The sequence below is a fragment of the Microvirga terrestris genome (assembly GCF_015694425.1).
GTDB classification, from domain to species: domain Bacteria; phylum Pseudomonadota; class Alphaproteobacteria; order Rhizobiales; family Beijerinckiaceae; genus Microvirga; species Microvirga terrestris.
Window position 1 is genome coordinate 426,540 of sequence record NZ_JADQDN010000001.1, and the last position, 16,265, is coordinate 442,804.

The 16,265-nt window shown below is 64.2% G+C and carries 12 protein-coding genes; 7 read left to right on the top strand and 5 right to left on the bottom strand.

Annotated features, from left to right (window positions below; genetic code table 11):
* Positions 1-11 precede the first annotated feature (11 nt).
* The 3 genes from I2H36_RS01885 (at position 12) to dksA (ending at position 3,014) form a co-directional block, all read left to right on the top strand.
* A complete protein-coding gene (locus I2H36_RS01885) occupies positions 12-1,460 on the top strand; it encodes a YcjX family protein (RefSeq protein ID WP_196262188.1) in 1,449 nt (482 codons plus the stop codon).
* The gene (locus I2H36_RS01890) at positions 1,457-2,443 is read left to right on the top strand and encodes a YcjF family protein (protein WP_196262189.1); all 987 of its coding nucleotides are present in this window, start codon (positions 1,457-1,459) and stop codon (positions 2,441-2,443) included. Before I2H36_RS01885 ends, I2H36_RS01890 begins: the two co-directional genes overlap by 4 nt.
* A 151-nt stretch (positions 2,444-2,594) precedes the next feature.
* Positions 2,595-3,014 (top strand): RNA polymerase-binding protein DksA, encoded by a 420-nt coding sequence (gene dksA / locus I2H36_RS01895; RefSeq protein ID WP_036350657.1) that lies wholly within the window; start codon positions 2,595-2,597, stop codon positions 3,012-3,014.
* 79 nt (positions 3,015-3,093) lie between these two features.
* Here the strand turns inward: dksA and I2H36_RS01900 are convergent, their stop codons facing one another.
* Complete coding sequence (locus I2H36_RS01900) at positions 3,094-4,338, bottom strand: hypothetical protein (RefSeq protein ID WP_196262190.1); 1,245 nt, start codon at positions 4,336-4,338, stop codon at positions 3,094-3,096.
* Between the two features lie 388 nt (positions 4,339-4,726).
* On the opposite strand from I2H36_RS01900, the gene cckA reads away from it, so the two are divergent.
* The 3 genes from cckA to alaS all read left to right on the top strand — a co-directional run bounded on the left by cckA (position 4,727) and on the right by alaS (position 11,386).
* Positions 4,727-7,258 (top strand): cell cycle histidine kinase CckA, encoded by a 2,532-nt coding sequence (gene cckA, locus I2H36_RS01905; RefSeq protein WP_196262191.1) that lies wholly within the window; start codon positions 4,727-4,729, stop codon positions 7,256-7,258.
* Between the two features lie 171 nt (positions 7,259-7,429).
* The gene (recA, locus tag I2H36_RS01910; RefSeq protein WP_196262192.1) at positions 7,430-8,524 is read left to right on the top strand and encodes a recombinase RecA; all 1,095 of its coding nucleotides are present in this window, start codon (positions 7,430-7,432) and stop codon (positions 8,522-8,524) included.
* Between the two features lie 192 nt (positions 8,525-8,716).
* Positions 8,717-11,386 carry an alanine--tRNA ligase gene (gene alaS, locus I2H36_RS01915; RefSeq protein ID WP_196262193.1) on the top strand — a complete coding sequence of 890 codons (2,670 nt, stop codon included), beginning with the start codon at positions 8,717-8,719 and terminating at the stop codon, positions 11,384-11,386.
* Between the two features lie 59 nt (positions 11,387-11,445).
* Here alaS and I2H36_RS01920 read toward each other — a convergent pair whose 3' ends face one another.
* The 3 genes from I2H36_RS01920 to I2H36_RS01930 all read right to left on the bottom strand — a co-directional run bounded on the left by I2H36_RS01920 (position 11,446) and on the right by I2H36_RS01930 (position 13,826).
* Positions 11,446-12,729 (bottom strand): PQQ-dependent sugar dehydrogenase, encoded by a 1,284-nt coding sequence (locus I2H36_RS01920; RefSeq protein WP_196262194.1) that lies wholly within the window; start codon positions 12,727-12,729, stop codon positions 11,446-11,448.
* A complete protein-coding gene (locus tag I2H36_RS01925; protein ID WP_196262195.1) occupies positions 12,726-13,160 on the bottom strand; it encodes a DUF2231 domain-containing protein in 435 nt (144 codons plus the stop codon). Before I2H36_RS01925 ends, I2H36_RS01920 begins: the two co-directional genes overlap by 4 nt.
* 195 nt (positions 13,161-13,355) lie before the next feature.
* Complete coding sequence (locus I2H36_RS01930) at positions 13,356-13,826, bottom strand: GFA family protein (RefSeq protein ID WP_246718599.1); 471 nt, start codon at positions 13,824-13,826, stop codon at positions 13,356-13,358.
* A gap of 173 nt (positions 13,827-13,999) precedes the next feature.
* On the opposite strand from I2H36_RS01930, the gene I2H36_RS01935 reads away from it, so the two are divergent.
* Positions 14,000-14,893, top strand: a complete 894-nt coding sequence (locus I2H36_RS01935; protein ID WP_196262196.1) for a hypothetical protein — start codon at positions 14,000-14,002, stop codon at positions 14,891-14,893.
* A gap of 138 nt (positions 14,894-15,031) precedes the next feature.
* Here the strand turns inward: I2H36_RS01935 and I2H36_RS01940 are convergent, their stop codons facing one another.
* Positions 15,032-16,246, bottom strand: a complete 1,215-nt coding sequence (locus tag I2H36_RS01940) for an NADP-dependent isocitrate dehydrogenase (protein WP_196262197.1) — start codon at positions 16,244-16,246, stop codon at positions 15,032-15,034.
* Positions 16,247-16,265 lie beyond the last annotated feature (19 nt).

Consider the following 16,265-nt stretch of genomic DNA (forward strand, 5'->3'; position numbering starts at 1 on the left):
GGTTCATCTTCGTGTCCGTCATCACCGATCTCGCCTCCCGCGCCGGGTCTGCTGCGCAATCGCTCTGGGAGGCCTCCGGCCAGCTGGTCCAGCCCTCTCTCCGCCTTGGCGTCACGGGTCTTGCCCGCTCCGGCAAGACCGTCTTCACCACCGCTCTCGTGCATCACCTGACCCGTGGCACGAGCCTGCCGGCCTTTCGGGCCTCGGCCGAGGGGCGGATCCGGCGGGCGCAGCTGGCTCACCAGCCGGACGATGCGGTGCCGCGCTTTCCCTACGAAGAGCACATGGCGGCCCTGACGGAAGGCCGCCGCTGGCCGCAATCCACCAATCGGATCAGCGAGCTGCGGGTGGACATCGACTACGAGCGAAAAGGCGGGTGGCGCACCGGGCCGGCAACACTTGCCCTCGACATCGTGGATTACCCGGGCGAATGGCTGCTCGACCTGGCGCTTCTCGATGCGGGCTATGCGGAATGGTCCCGCCAGACCATCGAGGCAAGCCGCAAGCGTGATCGGGTGTCCATGGCAGACCGTTGGCATCAAACGTTGAAAACCCTCGATCCGTCAGGCGCTTCCGACGAGATGCTCGCATCGAAGGCAAGCGAAGCCTTCAAGGAGTACCTCACGGCCCTGCGTGCCGGATCCGAGGCGGTGGCGACGACCCCGCCGGGGCGGTTCCTCATGCCCGGCGATCTTGCCGGTTCGCCGGCGCTCACCTTCGCGCCGCTCGATCTACCCCAGGGCCAGCCCATCGCGGCTGGGAGCTTTGCGGCCCTGATGGAGCGGCGCTTCGAGGCCTACAAAACCCATGTGGTCCGGCCGTTCTTCCGCGATCATTTCCAACGCATCGACCGCCAGATCGTGCTGGTGGACGTGCTCGCCGCCATCGATGCCGGGCCTGTGGCGCTCGCCGAGCTGGAGGAGGCGCTGGATCAGGTGCTCATGGCCTTCCGGACCGGGCGCAACACCCTCCTGTCCCGCCTGTTCTCGCCCCGGGCCGACCGGGTGCTGTTCGCAGCCACTAAGGCCGACCACATCCACCACACCGATCATGACCGGCTCGATGCCATCCTGCGCCTGCTCGTGAACCGGGCCTCGCGCCGGACCGAGGCCGCTGGGGCGCGGGTGGGCACGGTGGCGCTCGCCTCGGTGCGCGCCACCCGGGAGACCACCATCCGCGAGGGACGCGAGACCCTGCGGGCCGTTGCCGGCATTCCCGAAGCTGGCGAGCGCGTCGGCGACGAGGTCTTCGACGGCGAGGCAGAGGCCGCGATCTTTCCAGGCGAGCTGCCGGAAACTGCGGAGGCGGTGTTTCAGGGAGCGGTGCCGCCCGGCTCGTTCCGGTTTCCGCGCTTCCGTCCGCCGAAGCTGCCCGTCGATGCGGCGGGCCGCATGGCCAAGATGCCTCACATTCGTCTTGACCGGGCCCTTGAGTTCCTCCTGGGGGATCGCTTCACATGAGCCGCCAACCTCGCGCCTACCGTCTCGACGATCCGAACATCACTGCCGGCGCCGTACAGGTCACGGAAGAGCCATTCGATGCCATCGAGGCCGCCGACGGCGTCGTGGTGCCGATGGGAGTGAAGCGCCGGGCGCCCTGGGTCGGTATTCTGCTGTCCGCTTTGTCGGGGCTGCTTCTGCTGGGTCTCGGTCTCGCCGTCGAGAACCTGATCGTCGATCTCTACCGGGTCGCGCCATGGCTCGGCTGGGTGGCCCTCGCCCTGGCCGTGATTGCGCTGCTGGCTTTCCTGGCCATCATCGGGCGGGAGGTTTCGGGGATCTGGCGCGAGCAGAAGATCGAGAGCCTGCGCGAGGCCGCGGTCGATGCGCTGGCCGTCAAGGACCACAAGGCCGCCAAAGGCATCGTCCAGGATCTCATCGGCCTCTACGGCGGCCGGGCAGCGGCTGCGCAGGGGAGCGCCCGTCTTAAAGGGCTCACCGACGAGATCATCGATGCCGACGACCGTCTCGCCATTGCGGAGCGCGAGCTGCTCGCGCCTCTCGACATGCAGGCCAAGCGCGCCATTGCCGGGGCGGCCAAGCAGGTCTCCCTCGTGACGGCCGTGAGCCCCCGGGCCATCGTCGATGTGGCCTTCGTGATCTTCGCGGCCGTGCGTCTCCTGCGGACGCTGGCCCGGATCTACGGCGGCCGGCCCGGCTTCCTCGGCTTCCTGCGGCTCGCCAAGGCCGCCTTCAACCATCTTGCGGTCACCGGCGGTGTGGCGGTTGGGGACAGCCTCATGCAGCAGGTGCTGGGTTTAGGTCTCGCAGCTCGAATATCCGCCAAGCTTGGCGAAGGAGTGTTGAACGGGCTCATGACCGCCCGGTTCGGCCTGGCTGCCCTATCGGTCTGTCGGCCGCTTCCCTTCATCCGGGAGGAGGCGCCCAAGATCGGCGATGTCGCCGGGGAGCTCATCAGCCGGGCGGAGGCAGCCGCCTCCTGATGGTGCGACATATCGTTCGGCTTGCGCCTATCCAAGGCTCTTAAGGGGTGCCGGGGCTCATTAGACAAATCGATGACGCTTAATCTCGTTGTCGCGATCCCTCCTTGCCTATATAGGGGCGCCACGGTTCATCGGGGAAGAACGGCTGAACATGACAGATAGCGTGATTGATGAAGGCTACCGTCCGACAGAAGACGAGCCTTTCATGAATGAGCGGCAGAGGGAGTATTTCAGGCGCAAGCTGATCCGCTGGAAGCACGACATCCTCAAGGAGGCTCAGGAGACCCTCGCGACGCTGCAGAGCGAGAACGAGAATCACCCTGACCTTGCGGATCGCGCCTCGTCGGAAACGGACCGCGCCATCGAGCTTCGCGCCAGGGATCGTCAGCGCAAGCTGATCGCCAAGATCGATGCCGCGCTCGCGCGGATCGAGGACGGCTCTTACGGCTATTGCGAGGAGACGGGCGACCCGATCTCCCTCAAGCGCCTGGAGGCCCGCCCCATTGCGACGCTCTCCCTCGAAGCTCAGGAGCGCCACGAGCGCAACGAGCGGGTCTACCGGGACGACTGATCCGGTCCTGCATTGAACATGAAAAGGGCTCCGCTAGCGGAGCCCTTCTTCGTTTGTCGTCAGGGGCAGAGGCCTTGCCTCACCCCTTCTTGTTCGGGTCGAGGGGGCGCCCCAGTAGCCGGGCGAATTCTGCCTCGATATCCTCGACCGAGAACGGATCGGCGGCTTTCTCCGCCGAGGCCGTTTCCTTGGCCTGAGGCGGAAGGGGGGCCGACGCCGGCTGAGGAGGCGCTAACGGAGCGGTCCGGACCGGCTCGACAGGCGGTGCGGGTTGGGCCGGAGCGGGGGCTTCAGGCTCATCGGCGAGATCTTCTTCCTCCGCGGGCTCGTCGAAGGACGTGATGGGCTCCTCGTCGGCCGAGGTCGGCTCGAGAGGGGCGTCTTCCTCGTCGCTGATGTCCTCATGCACTGTCGGAGATGCCATGCTGACGGGAGCCGGCGCAGCAGCCACCGGCGGCGGAACAGGGCTCGCCGGGCGCTTCAGGGCTTCTTCGAGCTGCTTGGCCATATCCGAGAGCAGGGTGGCATCGGGGGCCGCTCGCTCGCTCGTTGCCGGCTCGGGTGGCCGGACGGGCTCAAGCGGTTGCACGGGCGGCGCCGGCGGCACAGGGGTTGCCCGTGACTGGAACGGCGGTGGGGTGAAGGGGGGACGCGGCTCCGGGCGCTCTGCCGGAGGAGGTGCGGGAGGGGTGGGGGGCGTGTTCTGGAACGATGGCGTCCGTGCCTCGGCGCGCAGGCCCTGGATGGCAGGAGATGCGGAGACCGCGACGGCGTCCGGCTTCAGGACCGGTTCGGGATGGGCCGGAACCGGCGCACTGACGGTCGCCACCGGAGAGAGCTCCTCCTCGAGGTCGGATTCCTCCGACGGACGACGCACGAAGGACCCAAGCTGGGCGGCGAGCTGGCTTTCGATGGAAGGCCTGCCGTTGGATTCGACCTGGGGGGCGCGAGGCGACTGATCCAGCGAGGGCTCGAAGCGTTCCGCGCCCATATCGACGGCAGGAGCAGGAACGCGCGCGCCGGAAACGCGGACGATATTGGTCTCGATCACCACGTCGTTAGGCCCTCCGATGAGGAGGAGGTGCTCGACATTGTCCCGACGGAGCAGCAGAAGCTGCCGCTGCCGGTCGAGATCATACACATCCACGATGCCCAGTCGCGGCTGACGGCTGCGGCCGCCACGATCGCTGCCCGGCATGATCAGGCGGCCACCCCAGACCTTGCGCAACACGAGTCCTAAGAGCACGAGCAGGATCAGAATGATCGCGAAGGCGATTGCAAATTGAACTGCCCGCGGTGCTTCGAGACCGAAAAGAGATGACACGATGAACTCTCAAACGTTGACTGGCCTTCGCAGGCCACTTCTGTGTTGGTTGTACCACATTGACCGCCAAAGCCACCGGCAAGGTTAACAGATGGTTAACGCAAGCCTGGCTTCGACATGAGGTCGAGAACACAGGAACGGCTCTCTGTGATCTGTCCAAGATGGTGCTGCCGGCTGTTACATCAAGGAAAATAAGGATTTCCTGTGACGGCTCTCATGGATGAGGCCTGCACAGCCCGGACCGGCGCTTGCATCCGCCGGTGGTGGCACCTTAGAGGTCGATCAATAAATACCGTGTAATATGATCGGAAAAGATCGAGCGGTTGGCTGCAACCCTGCAGCCGATGCCGTGAGGCACATCCGCCTCCGTTGAGGATGTTGATATTCCATGGCTTACGAAGCCGATACGCCAAAGGGTTCGGCCATCGACCGCTCCGACCGTCACGGTCATATCGGATGGGTGCTGCTCCTGGCTGGCCTCATCGTCGGCGCGACGCTGAGCCTGCGTTTTCTCGGCATCGAGCAGGCCCAGCCTCTGATCCTCATGCTGCTCGCGTTCTTCGCCATGGCGGGCGTCTTTTTTCTCTTTGCGATGGCAATCGGCGTCGTTCAGTTCTCCGGTCAAACGGCTCGCAACGATATCACTAAGCTTATGGCAGACACGTCAGGTGACGGACTCGTGGTGGTTGAGGATGATGGGCGCATCACCTACGCGAACGAGGCCTATCTTGCCTTTGCCGGATTGCAGGGCGGCGAGGTGCTGCCGGTCGAACGCCTATTCATTGGTGCGCCCGAAGTGTCGGAGGCCATCTACCGGCTCGCGCAGGCGGCACGCGAGCATCGTACGGGCACGGAGGAGGTCCGCCTGTCGCCCTCGCTCAACAACGCGCGGGAATTCGGCTGGTACCGGGTGCGCGTGCGGCCCGTGCCGCGGCCGAAAGGTCGGCAGGCGGCACTTTGGGCCATTTCCGAAGTGACCCATGAACGCGAGCGCCAGGAGAACGTCTTCCAGGAACTGCAGCATGCCATCGACTATCTCGATCATGCCCCAGCGGGCTTCCTGTCCGTCGATCCCGGCGGCTCCATTGTTTATTTGAACGCGACGCTGGCGTCTTGGCTCGACTACGATCTCGCGCAGGTCGGCTCCGGCGGTTTGAAGTTAACCGACATCGTGCCGGGCAATGTCGCATCGATGATGACGTCGTTCTCCGGCGAGCCGGGCAGCGTGCGCACCGAGACCTTCGATCTCGATCTGCGCCGGCGCAACGGCCAGTTCCTGCCGGTGCGCCTGTATCACCGCATCGCGTTCGGCCAGGACGGTGGCATGGGCGCATCGCGCACGCTCGTTCTCAACCGCTCGGCCGGAGGAGAGATCGACGAGGGACAGCGCGCCGCTGAGGTGCGTTTCGCGCGGTTCTTCAACAACACCCCAATTGCCATCGCGACCGTTAATCGTGCGAGCCGCATCGTCCATGCCAATGCACCGTTCTCCAGGCTCTTCGGCGCGCTGCCACGCACGGGGGAGAACGGGGCGGACGGCCCATCGATCCCCGATGCATTCCGCGAGCGAGAGGCCATCGAAGCGGCCCTCAAGGCAGCGGCCGCGAACAAGGGAGACATCCCACCCCTTGAGTTGCAGACGGTGGCCGAAGGCGGCGGTTCTGTTCGTGTCTGGGTGACGCCCGTCGGCGACACGGGCGCGGACGGGGAGACGGCGATCCTCTACGCCCTCGACACCACGGATTTCCGTAAAGTGGAAGAGCAGCTGGCTCAGGCCCAGAAGATGAATGCTGTCGGTCAGCTCGCCGGCGGCGTCGCGCATGACTTCAACAACGTGCTGCAGGCCATCATCGGCTACAGCGACCTGCTGCTCGCAAACCACCGGCCGACGGATCCGTCCTTCCAGGACATCATGCAGATCAAGCAGAATGCGAACCGGGCCGCCGGCCTCGTGCGCCAGCTGCTCGCCTTCTCGCGCCGTCAGACCCTGCGGCCGGAGGTGCTGAACCTCAACGACCAGCTCTACGATCTTTCCATGCTGCTCAAGCGCCTTCTCGGCGAGCGGGTAGCGCTGGATCTCAATCACGGGCGCGACCTGTGGTTCGTGAAGGCGGATGTGAACCAGTTCGAGCAGGTGGTGGTGAATCTCGCGGTGAATGCCCGCGATGCCATGCCTGGTGGCGGCAAGCTTGCCATCCGCACAGCGAATGTCACTGCGGCCGAGGCGGAGCGGCTCAATGTGAGCGCCATGCCGCCGGCCGAATACGTGATGGTCGAAGTCTCCGATACCGGCTCCGGCATGACGCCGGAAATCATCGAGAAGATCTTCGAGCCGTTCTTCACTACCAAGGAAGTGGGCAAGGGCACCGGTCTGGGATTGTCCACCGTGTTCGGCATCGTCAAGCAGTCCGGCGGCTACATCGACGTGGATTCGACCCCGGGCCAGGGCACGACCTTCCGCATCTACCTGCCGCGGCACATTCCGGCCGTGCAGGAGATGCCCGAGGAAGTGAAGCCGGAGGTGATCAAGAAGCCGGCCGCCGACATGACCGGGCAGGGTACGATCCTTCTGGTCGAGGACGAGGATCCCGTTCGAGCCGTGAATGCCCGCGCACTCTCCGCCCGCGGCTATACCGTGCTGGAAGCGGCTTCCGGCGTCGAGGCCATGGAGATCATCGAGCAGCGCGGCGCGCCGGTCGATCTCGTGGTCTCCGACGTCGTCATGCCGGAGATGGACGGCCCGACCCTGCTCGGCGAGTTACGCAAGCTCTATCCGGACCTCAAGGTGATTTTCGTCTCCGGCTATGCCGAAGAAGCCTTCCGCAAGAACCTGCCCGAAGGGGAAGAGTTCAACTTCCTGCCCAAGCCCTTCAGCCTGCGGCAGCTGGTTGAGACGGTGAAGCAGGTGATCGACCATTAAGTTTCTGTTTTAACTAGTCTTTAATTCTGCGTCATCGTGCCCCGCGCGGGATCTGTGAATTCCCGAATGAGAACGAAAAAAGAACTTGTACGGGGGAACAAAGTGAGTACATATATTCTCTCAACACCGCGTTGAGATTCACTCTTCCTCCTGCCATAAGGATGTTAGGTCATGTCACAGTCCTCCCTGAGACTGGTGGAAAGCTCATCAATGGATAAAGAAAAAACCAAAGCTCTCGACGCGGCGCTGTCCCAGATCGAGCGTGCCTTCGGCAAGGGTTCGATCATGCGGCTCGGCAAGGGCCAGCAGCCGGTTGAAATCGAAACCGTTTCGACGGGTTCCCTCGGCCTCGATATTGCGCTTGGCGTCGGCGGTCTGCCCCGTGGCCGCATCGTCGAGATTTACGGGCCGGAATCCTCGGGCAAGACCACCCTTGCCCTGCACACCATCGCCGAAGCCCAGAAGAAGGGCGGCGTCTGCGCCTTCGTAGATGCGGAACACGCGCTCGACCCGGTTTATGCCCGCAAGCTCGGGGTCAACCTGGACGATCTCCTGATCTCGCAGCCCGACACGGGCGAGCAGGCGCTTGAGATCTGCGACACCCTGGTGCGCTCCGGTGCCATTGACGTGCTCGTCATCGACTCCGTGGCGGCTCTGACCCCGAAGGCCGAGCTCGACGGCGAGATGGGCGACGTGCAGCCGGGCCTCCAGGCCCGTCTCATGAGCCAGGCCCTGCGCAAGCTCACCGGCTCGATCTCCCGGTCGAAGACCATGGTGGTCTTCATCAACCAGATCCGCATGAAGATTGGCGTCATGTACGGCTCGCCGGAGACCACGACGGGCGGCAACGCCCTGAAGTTTTATGCCTCCGTGCGCCTCGACATCCGCCGCGTCTCGACCCTCAAGGATCGTGACGATCCGATCGGCAACTCGGTTCGCGTCAAGGTCGTCAAGAACAAGGTCGCTCCGCCCTTCAAGCAGGTCGAATTCGACATTATGTTCGGCGAGGGCGTCTCGAAAGTGGGCGAGCTCATCGATCTCGGCGTCAAGGCCGGCATCGTCGAGAAGTCGGGTGCCTGGTTCTCCTATGACAGCCAGCGCCTGGGGCAGGGTCGTGAGAACTCGAAGCAGTTCCTGCGCGACAACCCCGAGGTCGCCGACAAGATCGAAAGTCTCATCCGCCAGAATGCCGGCCTCCTGGCCGACCGCATCCTGGATCAGGCGACCCCGACCGCCGACGACCTGGACGAAGGTTCCGCCGACTAAGCTTTGCTCTCCTTCAAGGGCAAAGAAAGGCCGTCGCGAGAGATCGCGGCGGTCTTTTCGTTTGGGGAGTGGCAGGGACGGAGGCAAGCCTGTCCGAAACGCCGCCTCGACAGCGCGGGCGTAGGCAGCTAAAACCGGCCACCATCATACCTTTCGGGCCCTGAAAAGCCCTTACCTTAAGCTTGAGAACCCATGAGCGGCGCCAACGAACTTCGGTCCATCAACGCAATCCGGTCGACCTTCCTCGATTACTTTGCCAAGAACGGCCATGAGGTCGTGGCCTCGAGCCCGCTCGTGCCGCGCAACGATCCGACCCTGATGTTCACGAATGCCGGCATGGTGCAGTTCAAGAACGTCTTCACGGGCGTCGAGAAGCGCCCCTACAGCACGGCCGCGAGTTCACAGAAATGCGTGCGGGCAGGCGGCAAGCACAACGATCTCGACAATGTTGGCTACACGGCGCGCCACCATACTTTCTTCGAGATGCTCGGCAACTTCTCCTTCGGCGACTACTTCAAGGAGCGGGCCATCGAGCTCGCCTGGAACCTGATCACCAAGGAGTTCGACCTGCCGAAGGACAAGCTCCTCGTCACCGTCTATCACACGGACGACGAGGCGGCCGACCTGTGGAAGAAGATCGCCGGGTTCTCGGATTCCAAGATCATCCGCATCCCGACCTCCGACAATTTCTGGCAGATGGGCGATACCGGCCCCTGCGGCCCGTGCTCCGAAATCTTCATCGACCAGGGCGACAAGCTCTGGGGCGGCCCTCCCGGCAGCCCGGAGGAGGACGGCGACCGGTTTCTCGAATTCTGGAACCTCGTATTCATGCAATACGAGCAGATCGAGCCCGGCAACCGCATCGCTCTGCCCAAACCTTCCATCGACACGGGCATGGGTCTCGAGCGCGTCGCCGCGATCCTGCAGGGCGTGCACTCGAACTACGACACGGACCTATTCCGCACCCTCATCGAGGCCGTCGCTCACGCGACCGGCGTGGCGCCGGAGGGCGACCGCAAGGTCTCGCATCGGGTCATCGCCGATCACCTGCGCACCTCGTGCTTCCTCGTGGCCGACGGCGTGCTGCCCTCGAACGAGGGCCGCGGCTACGTGCTCCGGCGCATCATGCGTCGCGCCATGCGCCATGCGCAGCTCCTCGGCGCGCGCCACCCGATCATGTACCGCCTCGTGCCTGCTCTCGTGCGCGAGATGGGACTGGCTTACCCTGAGCTGATCCGCGCCGAGGCGTTGATCGTCGAGACCCTGCGGCTCGAGGAAACCCGCTTCCGCAAGACCCTGGAGCGCGGCCTCACGATCCTCGACGAGGAGACCCGCAATCTCGGCGAGGGGCAGAGCCTCTCCGGCGACACGGCCTTCACCCTTTACGACACCTATGGCTTCCCGCTCGATCTCACGCAGGATGCCCTGAAGCCCCGCGGCATCGGCGTCGACACGGACGCGTTCAACGCCGCCATGCAGCGCCAGCGCGAGAAGGCCAGGGCGGCCTGGTCGGGTTCCGGCGAGGCGGCGACGGAGACCGTGTGGTTCGCCGTGAAGGAGCGTACCGGCGCGACCGAATTCCTCGGCTACGACACCGAAGCCGCCGAGGGCATCGTCCTGGCGCTGCTCAAGGACGGCAAGGAAGTCTCCGAGCTTAAGGCCGGCGAGAGCGGCCTCGTTGTGCTCAACCAGACCCCGTTCTATGGCGAGTCCGGCGGCCAGGTCGGGGATACCGGCGTGATGCAGGGCGAGGGCGCCCGTATGTTCGTCACCGGCACCGAGAAGAAGCTCGGCGACCTCTTCGTGCATCACGTCACCGTGGAGCACGGCTCGTTGAAGCCCAATCAATCGCTGGAGCTGAACGTCGATCACGCACGCCGTGCGGCCGTGCGGTCCAACCACTCGGCCACCCACCTCCTGCACGAGGCCCTGCGCCAAGTGCTCGGCGATCACGTGGCCCAGAAGGGCTCGCTGGTCGCGCCGGACCGCCTGCGCTTCGACTTCAGCCACCCGAAGCCCATCGAGGACGCGGAGCTCACCAAGGTCGAGGAAATCGCCAACAAGGTGCTGCTTCAGAACGAGCCGGTGGTCACCAAGATTATGGCGGTCGACGAGGCAATTGAATCCGGCGCCCGCGCGCTCTTCGGCGAGAAATACGGCGATGAGGTCCGTGTCGTGTCCATGGGCAAGGCCGACGACAACAAGACCTTCTCCATTGAGCTCTGCGGCGGCACCCATGTGAACCGCACCGGCGACATCGGCGTGGTGACTATCGTGGGCGAGAGCGCGGTCGCGGCCGGCGTCCGCCGCCTTGAGGCTATGACGGGCGACGCCGCCCGCCGCTACCTCGCCGAGGAGAGCCGCAAGCTCCGGGAAGTCGCGAACCTCCTTAAGACGCCGGTCGATGATGTCTCGGCCCGCCTGTCCGCGCTGCTCGAGGAGCGCCGCAAGCTGGAGCGCGAACTGGCCGAGGCCCGGCGCAAGCTCGCCATGGGCGGCGGTGCGTCCGGTAGCGGCGATCCGGTCAAGGACGTGGCCGGAATCAAGCTCATGGCCCGCGCGGTCACAGGCGTCGAGATGAAGGACCTCAAGAGCCTCGCCGACGAGGGTAAGAAGCGCCTCGGTTCCGGCGTGGTCGCCATCATCGGCGTTGGCGATGACGGCAAGGCGGGCATCGTGGTCGGCGTCACCGAAGACCTGACCGATAAATACGATGCCGTCAGCCTCGTGCGCGTGGGCTCTGAAAAGCTCGGCGGCAAAGGTGGCGGCGGACGCCGCGACATGGCCCAGGCCGGCGGACCGGACGGCGCCCAGGCCGAAGCAGCGCTCGCGGCCATCGAGGCGGCGCTGGCGGCCGCTTGATGAAATGCGTCATCCCGGACGGCGAAAGTCGATCCGGGATCGCTTGCCGATAAAGGCGCTTAATTCTTCGTCACCCGCCAGATCGTGTTCGACAGGTCGTCGGCCACGATCAAGGCGCCGCGCGGGTCCACCGTCACACCGACCGGACGTCCCCGCGTGTTGCCGTCATCGACCAGGAAGCCGGACACGAAGTCGACCGGCTCGCCGGCGGGTCGGCCGTCGCGGAATGGCACGAAGATCACCTTGTAGCCGACCGGTACGCTCCGGTTCCAGCTGCCGTGTTCGCCGATGAACACGCCATCAGTGAAGTTCGGCCCCATGGCCGGGGTCGAGAAGGAGACGCCGAGCGCTGCCACGTGCGATCCAAGGGCATAATCCGGGCGGATCGCTGCCGCAACCTTCTCCGGATCCTGCGGCTGTGCCCGCGGGTCGACGTTCTGGCCCCAATAGCTGTAGGGCCAGCCATAGAAGGCGCCCTCCTGCACGGCTGTCAGATAATCCGGCACGAGGTTGGGGCCGATCTCGTCCCGCTCGTTCACCACGGCCCAGAGCTGGCCCGAGCCCGGCTGAATGGTGAGAGCCGTGGGGTTGCGAAGGCCCGTGGCATAAGGTTTGTGCGCGCCTGTCTGCGCATCGATCTGCCAGACCATCGCCCGATCTTCCTCAGCGTCCATCCCGCGCTCGGTGATGTTGCTGTTGGACCCGATGCCGACATAGAGAAAGCGCCCGTCCGCGCTGGCGGTCATGGATTTCGTCCAGTGGTGATTGATCACCGCAGGCAGGTCCGTGACCTTCACCGGCGGCCCGCTCGCCTGGGTCTGCCCATCACGGTAATCGAAGCGCACCAGGGCATCCTGGTTGGCGACGTAGATGGCGCCGTTGACCAGCGCGAGTCCATAGGGCGCGTTGAGCTTGTCGGCGAAAACGCCCTGCATCTCGTAGGTGCCGTCGCCTTCCGCGTCGCGCAGCAGCGTCAGCCGATTGCCGCCTTTGACCGAGCTCTTGCCGAGGCTCTTGATGAAGCCCGCGATCAGGTCCTTGGGGCGCTGCGTCGGTGCATAGCCGCCGGATCCCTCGGCCACCAGAATGTCGCCGTTGGGAAGCACCAGGGTCTGGCGCGGGATCCTGAGATCCGTGGCGATGGGTTGAATCTTGTAGCCCTGCGGCACCTTCGGCAGATCGTTGCCCCAGTTGGCCGGCCTCGGGATCTTCATGGAGGGCAGCAGGCCGCGCTGCGGCTCGGGCAGGTTCGGATTGGGGCCGATTTGCGGGAGTTCAGCCTCGTTGTTGCAGGCGGTCAGGGTGATGGCCAGAGCGCCGATCAGGAGAGCCGAGCGGATCATTTCACCTCTCCTGCACGATGAAATCCGGAATAGCCGATCCAGGCGGCAACGAGAGCCAGGAGCGTCGTGATCGCCGAGAGATAGAGGCCTTCCGGCATGGTCGCCCAGGCGTCCTTGGCGTGGACGAGAGCATTGACGAAGCCGAGCCCCCACATGGCGAGAAGCACCACGAAATAGACGGCGAGCCGACCCTTGCTGGCGGTTCCGCGGCGAAACAGGTTGATCAGGGCCCAGAGCAGGGCGAAGCCGCCGCCAAACAGCCCGCCGGCAATGAGCCAGGACGAGAAATTGGCCCACTGGATGTGGAAGCTCGCGCGATAGGCGATGTCGCTGGCCAACGCCCCGAGGAACAGGGGAAGCGGAAAGGCGAGAAGGATAGCATGAAGGGGATGAAGCGGCCTCAGAGCCCCTGGGCTGGTTAGAACAACCACAGCGTCTCCTCCCGTTCCTGACTCGGCCGCAGGCCACCCGGCCGGCAAAGATTCCGACAGGACAATGCATCAAGGGGTTCCAGGTTGCGAAAACAGTCCTGCCTTACTGCATCCGCAGAAAAGCGCACAGGTCTGGAGGTTGCAGGCCCGGGTGCCGCTGTTCGGCCCCGGGACGACGGAGAGGGCCGCGAGCTCTCAATCGTGGTCCGGATGCTGGCGCGAGGCCATCCTCCGCAACTCCTCCGGCGAGGCGCCATCCTCTGTCCGCTCGCCCGGCAGGGTGTGCAGCATTTCGAAGAAGGGAAGTCTGCTCTCGATGCCGTACTGGATCTCGGGCGTGACCCGGCTCGGATCATCGAGGCTGCCGATGGAGACGGTGATCCGGTCGCGCTCCACGTAAGCGAAGGTCAGCGGCGTGCCGCAATCCCGGCAGAACCCGCGCTCTACCGCCTCCGAGCTCTTGAAGATGCTGGGCTCGCCCTTGGTCCAGACCAGATCCTGGCGCGGCACGCCGGTGAGCGGCGCGAAGTAATTGCCGAACGCCTTCTGGCACATGCGGCAATGGCATATGCTGGCATGGGTCGGCTCGGACATCAGCGCATAGCGCACGGCACCGCACTGGCAGCCACCTAACATGACGGCGGAGCGGGTAATTTCCGAGGGCATGGTCTTCTCCCCAATCTGACTTGCCGCTTCCAGGTATAATCGTCTATGTGCGGCTATAACGGTGCTTGATGCCTGTCGTCCTTAGGATGATGGCAGCCATTGCACAGTGCAAGGCAGGATGTGCTCAACCCGCCGACGCCATGTCTTTCCTGTAACAGGAGTGTGCAGAGCCGATGCTGCGGCGATGGTTTCAAAGGCAGGAGGTTTTCAATGCCTTCTGGCATGGCGAGGTGCTGAGCCCCGTCGCCGTCCTCAGCCTGAACTCCTTTGTCAGCCGCGGCTTCACGGTCAATCTCTATACCTATGGCCACGTGAGATCCGTACCCTCGGGCGTCGATCTGCGGCCTGCGGAGTCCATCCTGCCGAAGGATCGCCTCTTCGAGGCGCATGGCGGTTTCGAGCACTTTGCCGATCTGTTCCGCTATTGCCTGATCAGGAAGGTCGGTGGTTGGTGGATCGATACGGATGTTGTCTGCAACACCGATCGAATTTCGCGTGCCGATATCGTCTTCGCGTTCGCCGACAAGGCAGGCACCATCAACAACGGACAGTTCAAGTTCCCCCGCAATCATCCAGTCATAGTACGGGCCGCCAATGAGGCTGCATCCTCCGATCTCTCCGCCTGGGGGGCATCGGGGCCGGACCTACTGACGAGAGCGGTCAAAGACACCGGACTCGACCGGTACCGCTGGGACCAGAATCAACTCTATCCAATTCACTGGGCTGAGACCGCGAAGCTTCTGTTGCCGGAATACAGGAGCGAACTCGAGGAGCGGACGAGAGACTCCGCTTTCATCCATCTCTACGCGGCCATGTTCCGCCTCCAATGCGGTTTCGATCCTCACCGCTTCCTGCCGCCGAGAGGCAGTTATCTGGAGGGGCTATATCATCGATACGGGACGGAAGAAGCGGTAGCCGCCCTGAAGCCCGTCGATGAAGTAGCATTGAGGCAGCAGATCGTTCCGGCCGTGCGGGAGCCGTGGCTTCAGAGCGTTTTAGCCGGCGAGGGCCTGCGCTTCCTGCCTGCCGACGCCTCCGATATCGTGCCCCCAATGCAGCACAGATAGGAAGTCAGCCTCTCTTCCTACGAGGGTCGGGCATTCCACAATTGGGGTGGTTCTCATTTAAGGCTTCATGACCCGCCACAGAATCAGAAGCCCGGCCCAGTGCCGGGCTTCTGATTGGTTTGCAGGCGATGAGCTCAATTAAGCCGCCATTGCCTTCTTAAGGTTCTCGTCGATCTTGTCGAGGAAGCCGGTGGTGGAGAGCCACTTCTGCTCGGCGCCGACGAGGAGTGCGAGGTCCTTGGTCATGTAGCCGGACTCGACAGTGTCGACGCAGACCTTCTCGAGGGTCTGGGCGAAGCGGGCGAGCTCCTCGTTGTTGTCGAGCTTGGCGCGATGGGCGAGGCCGCGGGTCCAGGCGAAGATCGACGCGATGGAGTTGGTCGAGGTCTCCTTGCCCTTCTGGTGCTCGCGGTAGTGGCGGGTCACGGTGCCGTGGGCGGCTTCCGCCTCGACGGTCTGGCCATCCGGCGTCATCAGTACGGAGGTCATGAGGCCGAGGGAGCCGAAGCCCTGCGCGACGGTATCGGACTGCACGTCGCCGTCGTAGTTCTTGCACGCCCACACATAGCCGCCCGACCACTTGAGGGCCGAGGCCACCATGTCGTCGATGAGGCGGTGCTCGTAGTGGATGCCGGCGGCGTCGAACTTCGCCTTGAACTCGTTGTCGTAGATGTCCTGGAAGATGTCTTTGAAGCGGCCGTCATAGGCCTTGAGGATCGTGTTCTTCGTGGAGAGATAGACCGGGTACTTGCGGTTCAGGCCGTAGTTGAACGAGGCGCGGGCGAAGTCGCGGATCGACTCGTCCAGGTTGTACATGCCCATGGCGACGCCGGCGTCCGGGAACTTGAAGATTTCCTTCTCGATGACCGTGCCGTCCTCACCCTCGAACTTCATGGTCAGGCGGCCCTTGCCGGGCACCTTGAAGTCCGTGGCCTTGTACTGGTCGCCGAAGGCGTGACGGCCGACGATGATCGGCTGGGTCCAGCCGGGCACGAGGCGCGGGACGTTCTTGCAGATGATGGGCTCGCGGAAGATCACCCCGCCGAGGATGTTGCGGATCGTGCCGTTGGGCGACTTCCACATCTCCTTGAGCTTGAACTCCTCGACGCGGGCCTCGTCCGGCGTGATCGTGGCGCACTTCACGCCGACGCCGTACTTCTTGATGGCCTCGGCGGCCTCGACGGTGACCTTGTCGTTGGTGGCGTCGCGGTGCTCGACACCCAGGTCATAGTACTTCAGGTCGATGTCGAGATAGGGGTGGATCAGCTTGTCTTTGATGAACTGCCAAATGATGCGGGTCATCTCGTCGCCGTCGAGTTCGACGACCGGATTGGCAACCTTGATCTTCGCCATGATCTCACCTTGCGCTAAA

What these genes read in the sequence shown, in the direction of transcription:
- I2H36_RS01890 (WP_196262189.1), top strand. Translation starts at nt 1,457, where the DNA reads ATGAGCCGCCAACCTCGCGCCTACCGTCTCGACGATCCGAACATCACT.
- dksA (WP_036350657.1), top strand. Translation starts at nt 2,595, where the DNA reads ATGACAGATAGCGTGATTGATGAAGGCTACCGTCCGACAGAAGACGAG.
- cckA (WP_196262191.1), top strand. Translation starts at nt 4,727, where the DNA reads ATGGCTTACGAAGCCGATACGCCAAAGGGTTCGGCCATCGACCGCTCC.
- recA (WP_196262192.1), top strand. Translation starts at nt 7,430, where the DNA reads ATGTCACAGTCCTCCCTGAGACTGGTGGAAAGCTCATCAATGGATAAA.
- alaS (WP_196262193.1), top strand. Translation starts at nt 8,717, where the DNA reads ATGAGCGGCGCCAACGAACTTCGGTCCATCAACGCAATCCGGTCGACC.
- I2H36_RS01920 (WP_196262194.1), bottom strand. Translation starts at nt 12,729, where the DNA reads ATGATCCGCTCGGCTCTCCTGATCGGCGCTCTGGCCATCACCCTGACC.
- I2H36_RS01930 (WP_246718599.1), bottom strand. Translation starts at nt 13,826, where the DNA reads ATGCCCTCGGAAATTACCCGCTCCGCCGTCATGTTAGGTGGCTGCCAG.
- I2H36_RS01935 (WP_196262196.1), top strand. Translation starts at nt 14,000, where the DNA reads ATGCTGCGGCGATGGTTTCAAAGGCAGGAGGTTTTCAATGCCTTCTGG.
- I2H36_RS01940 (WP_196262197.1), bottom strand. Translation starts at nt 16,246, where the DNA reads ATGGCGAAGATCAAGGTTGCCAATCCGGTCGTCGAACTCGACGGCGAC.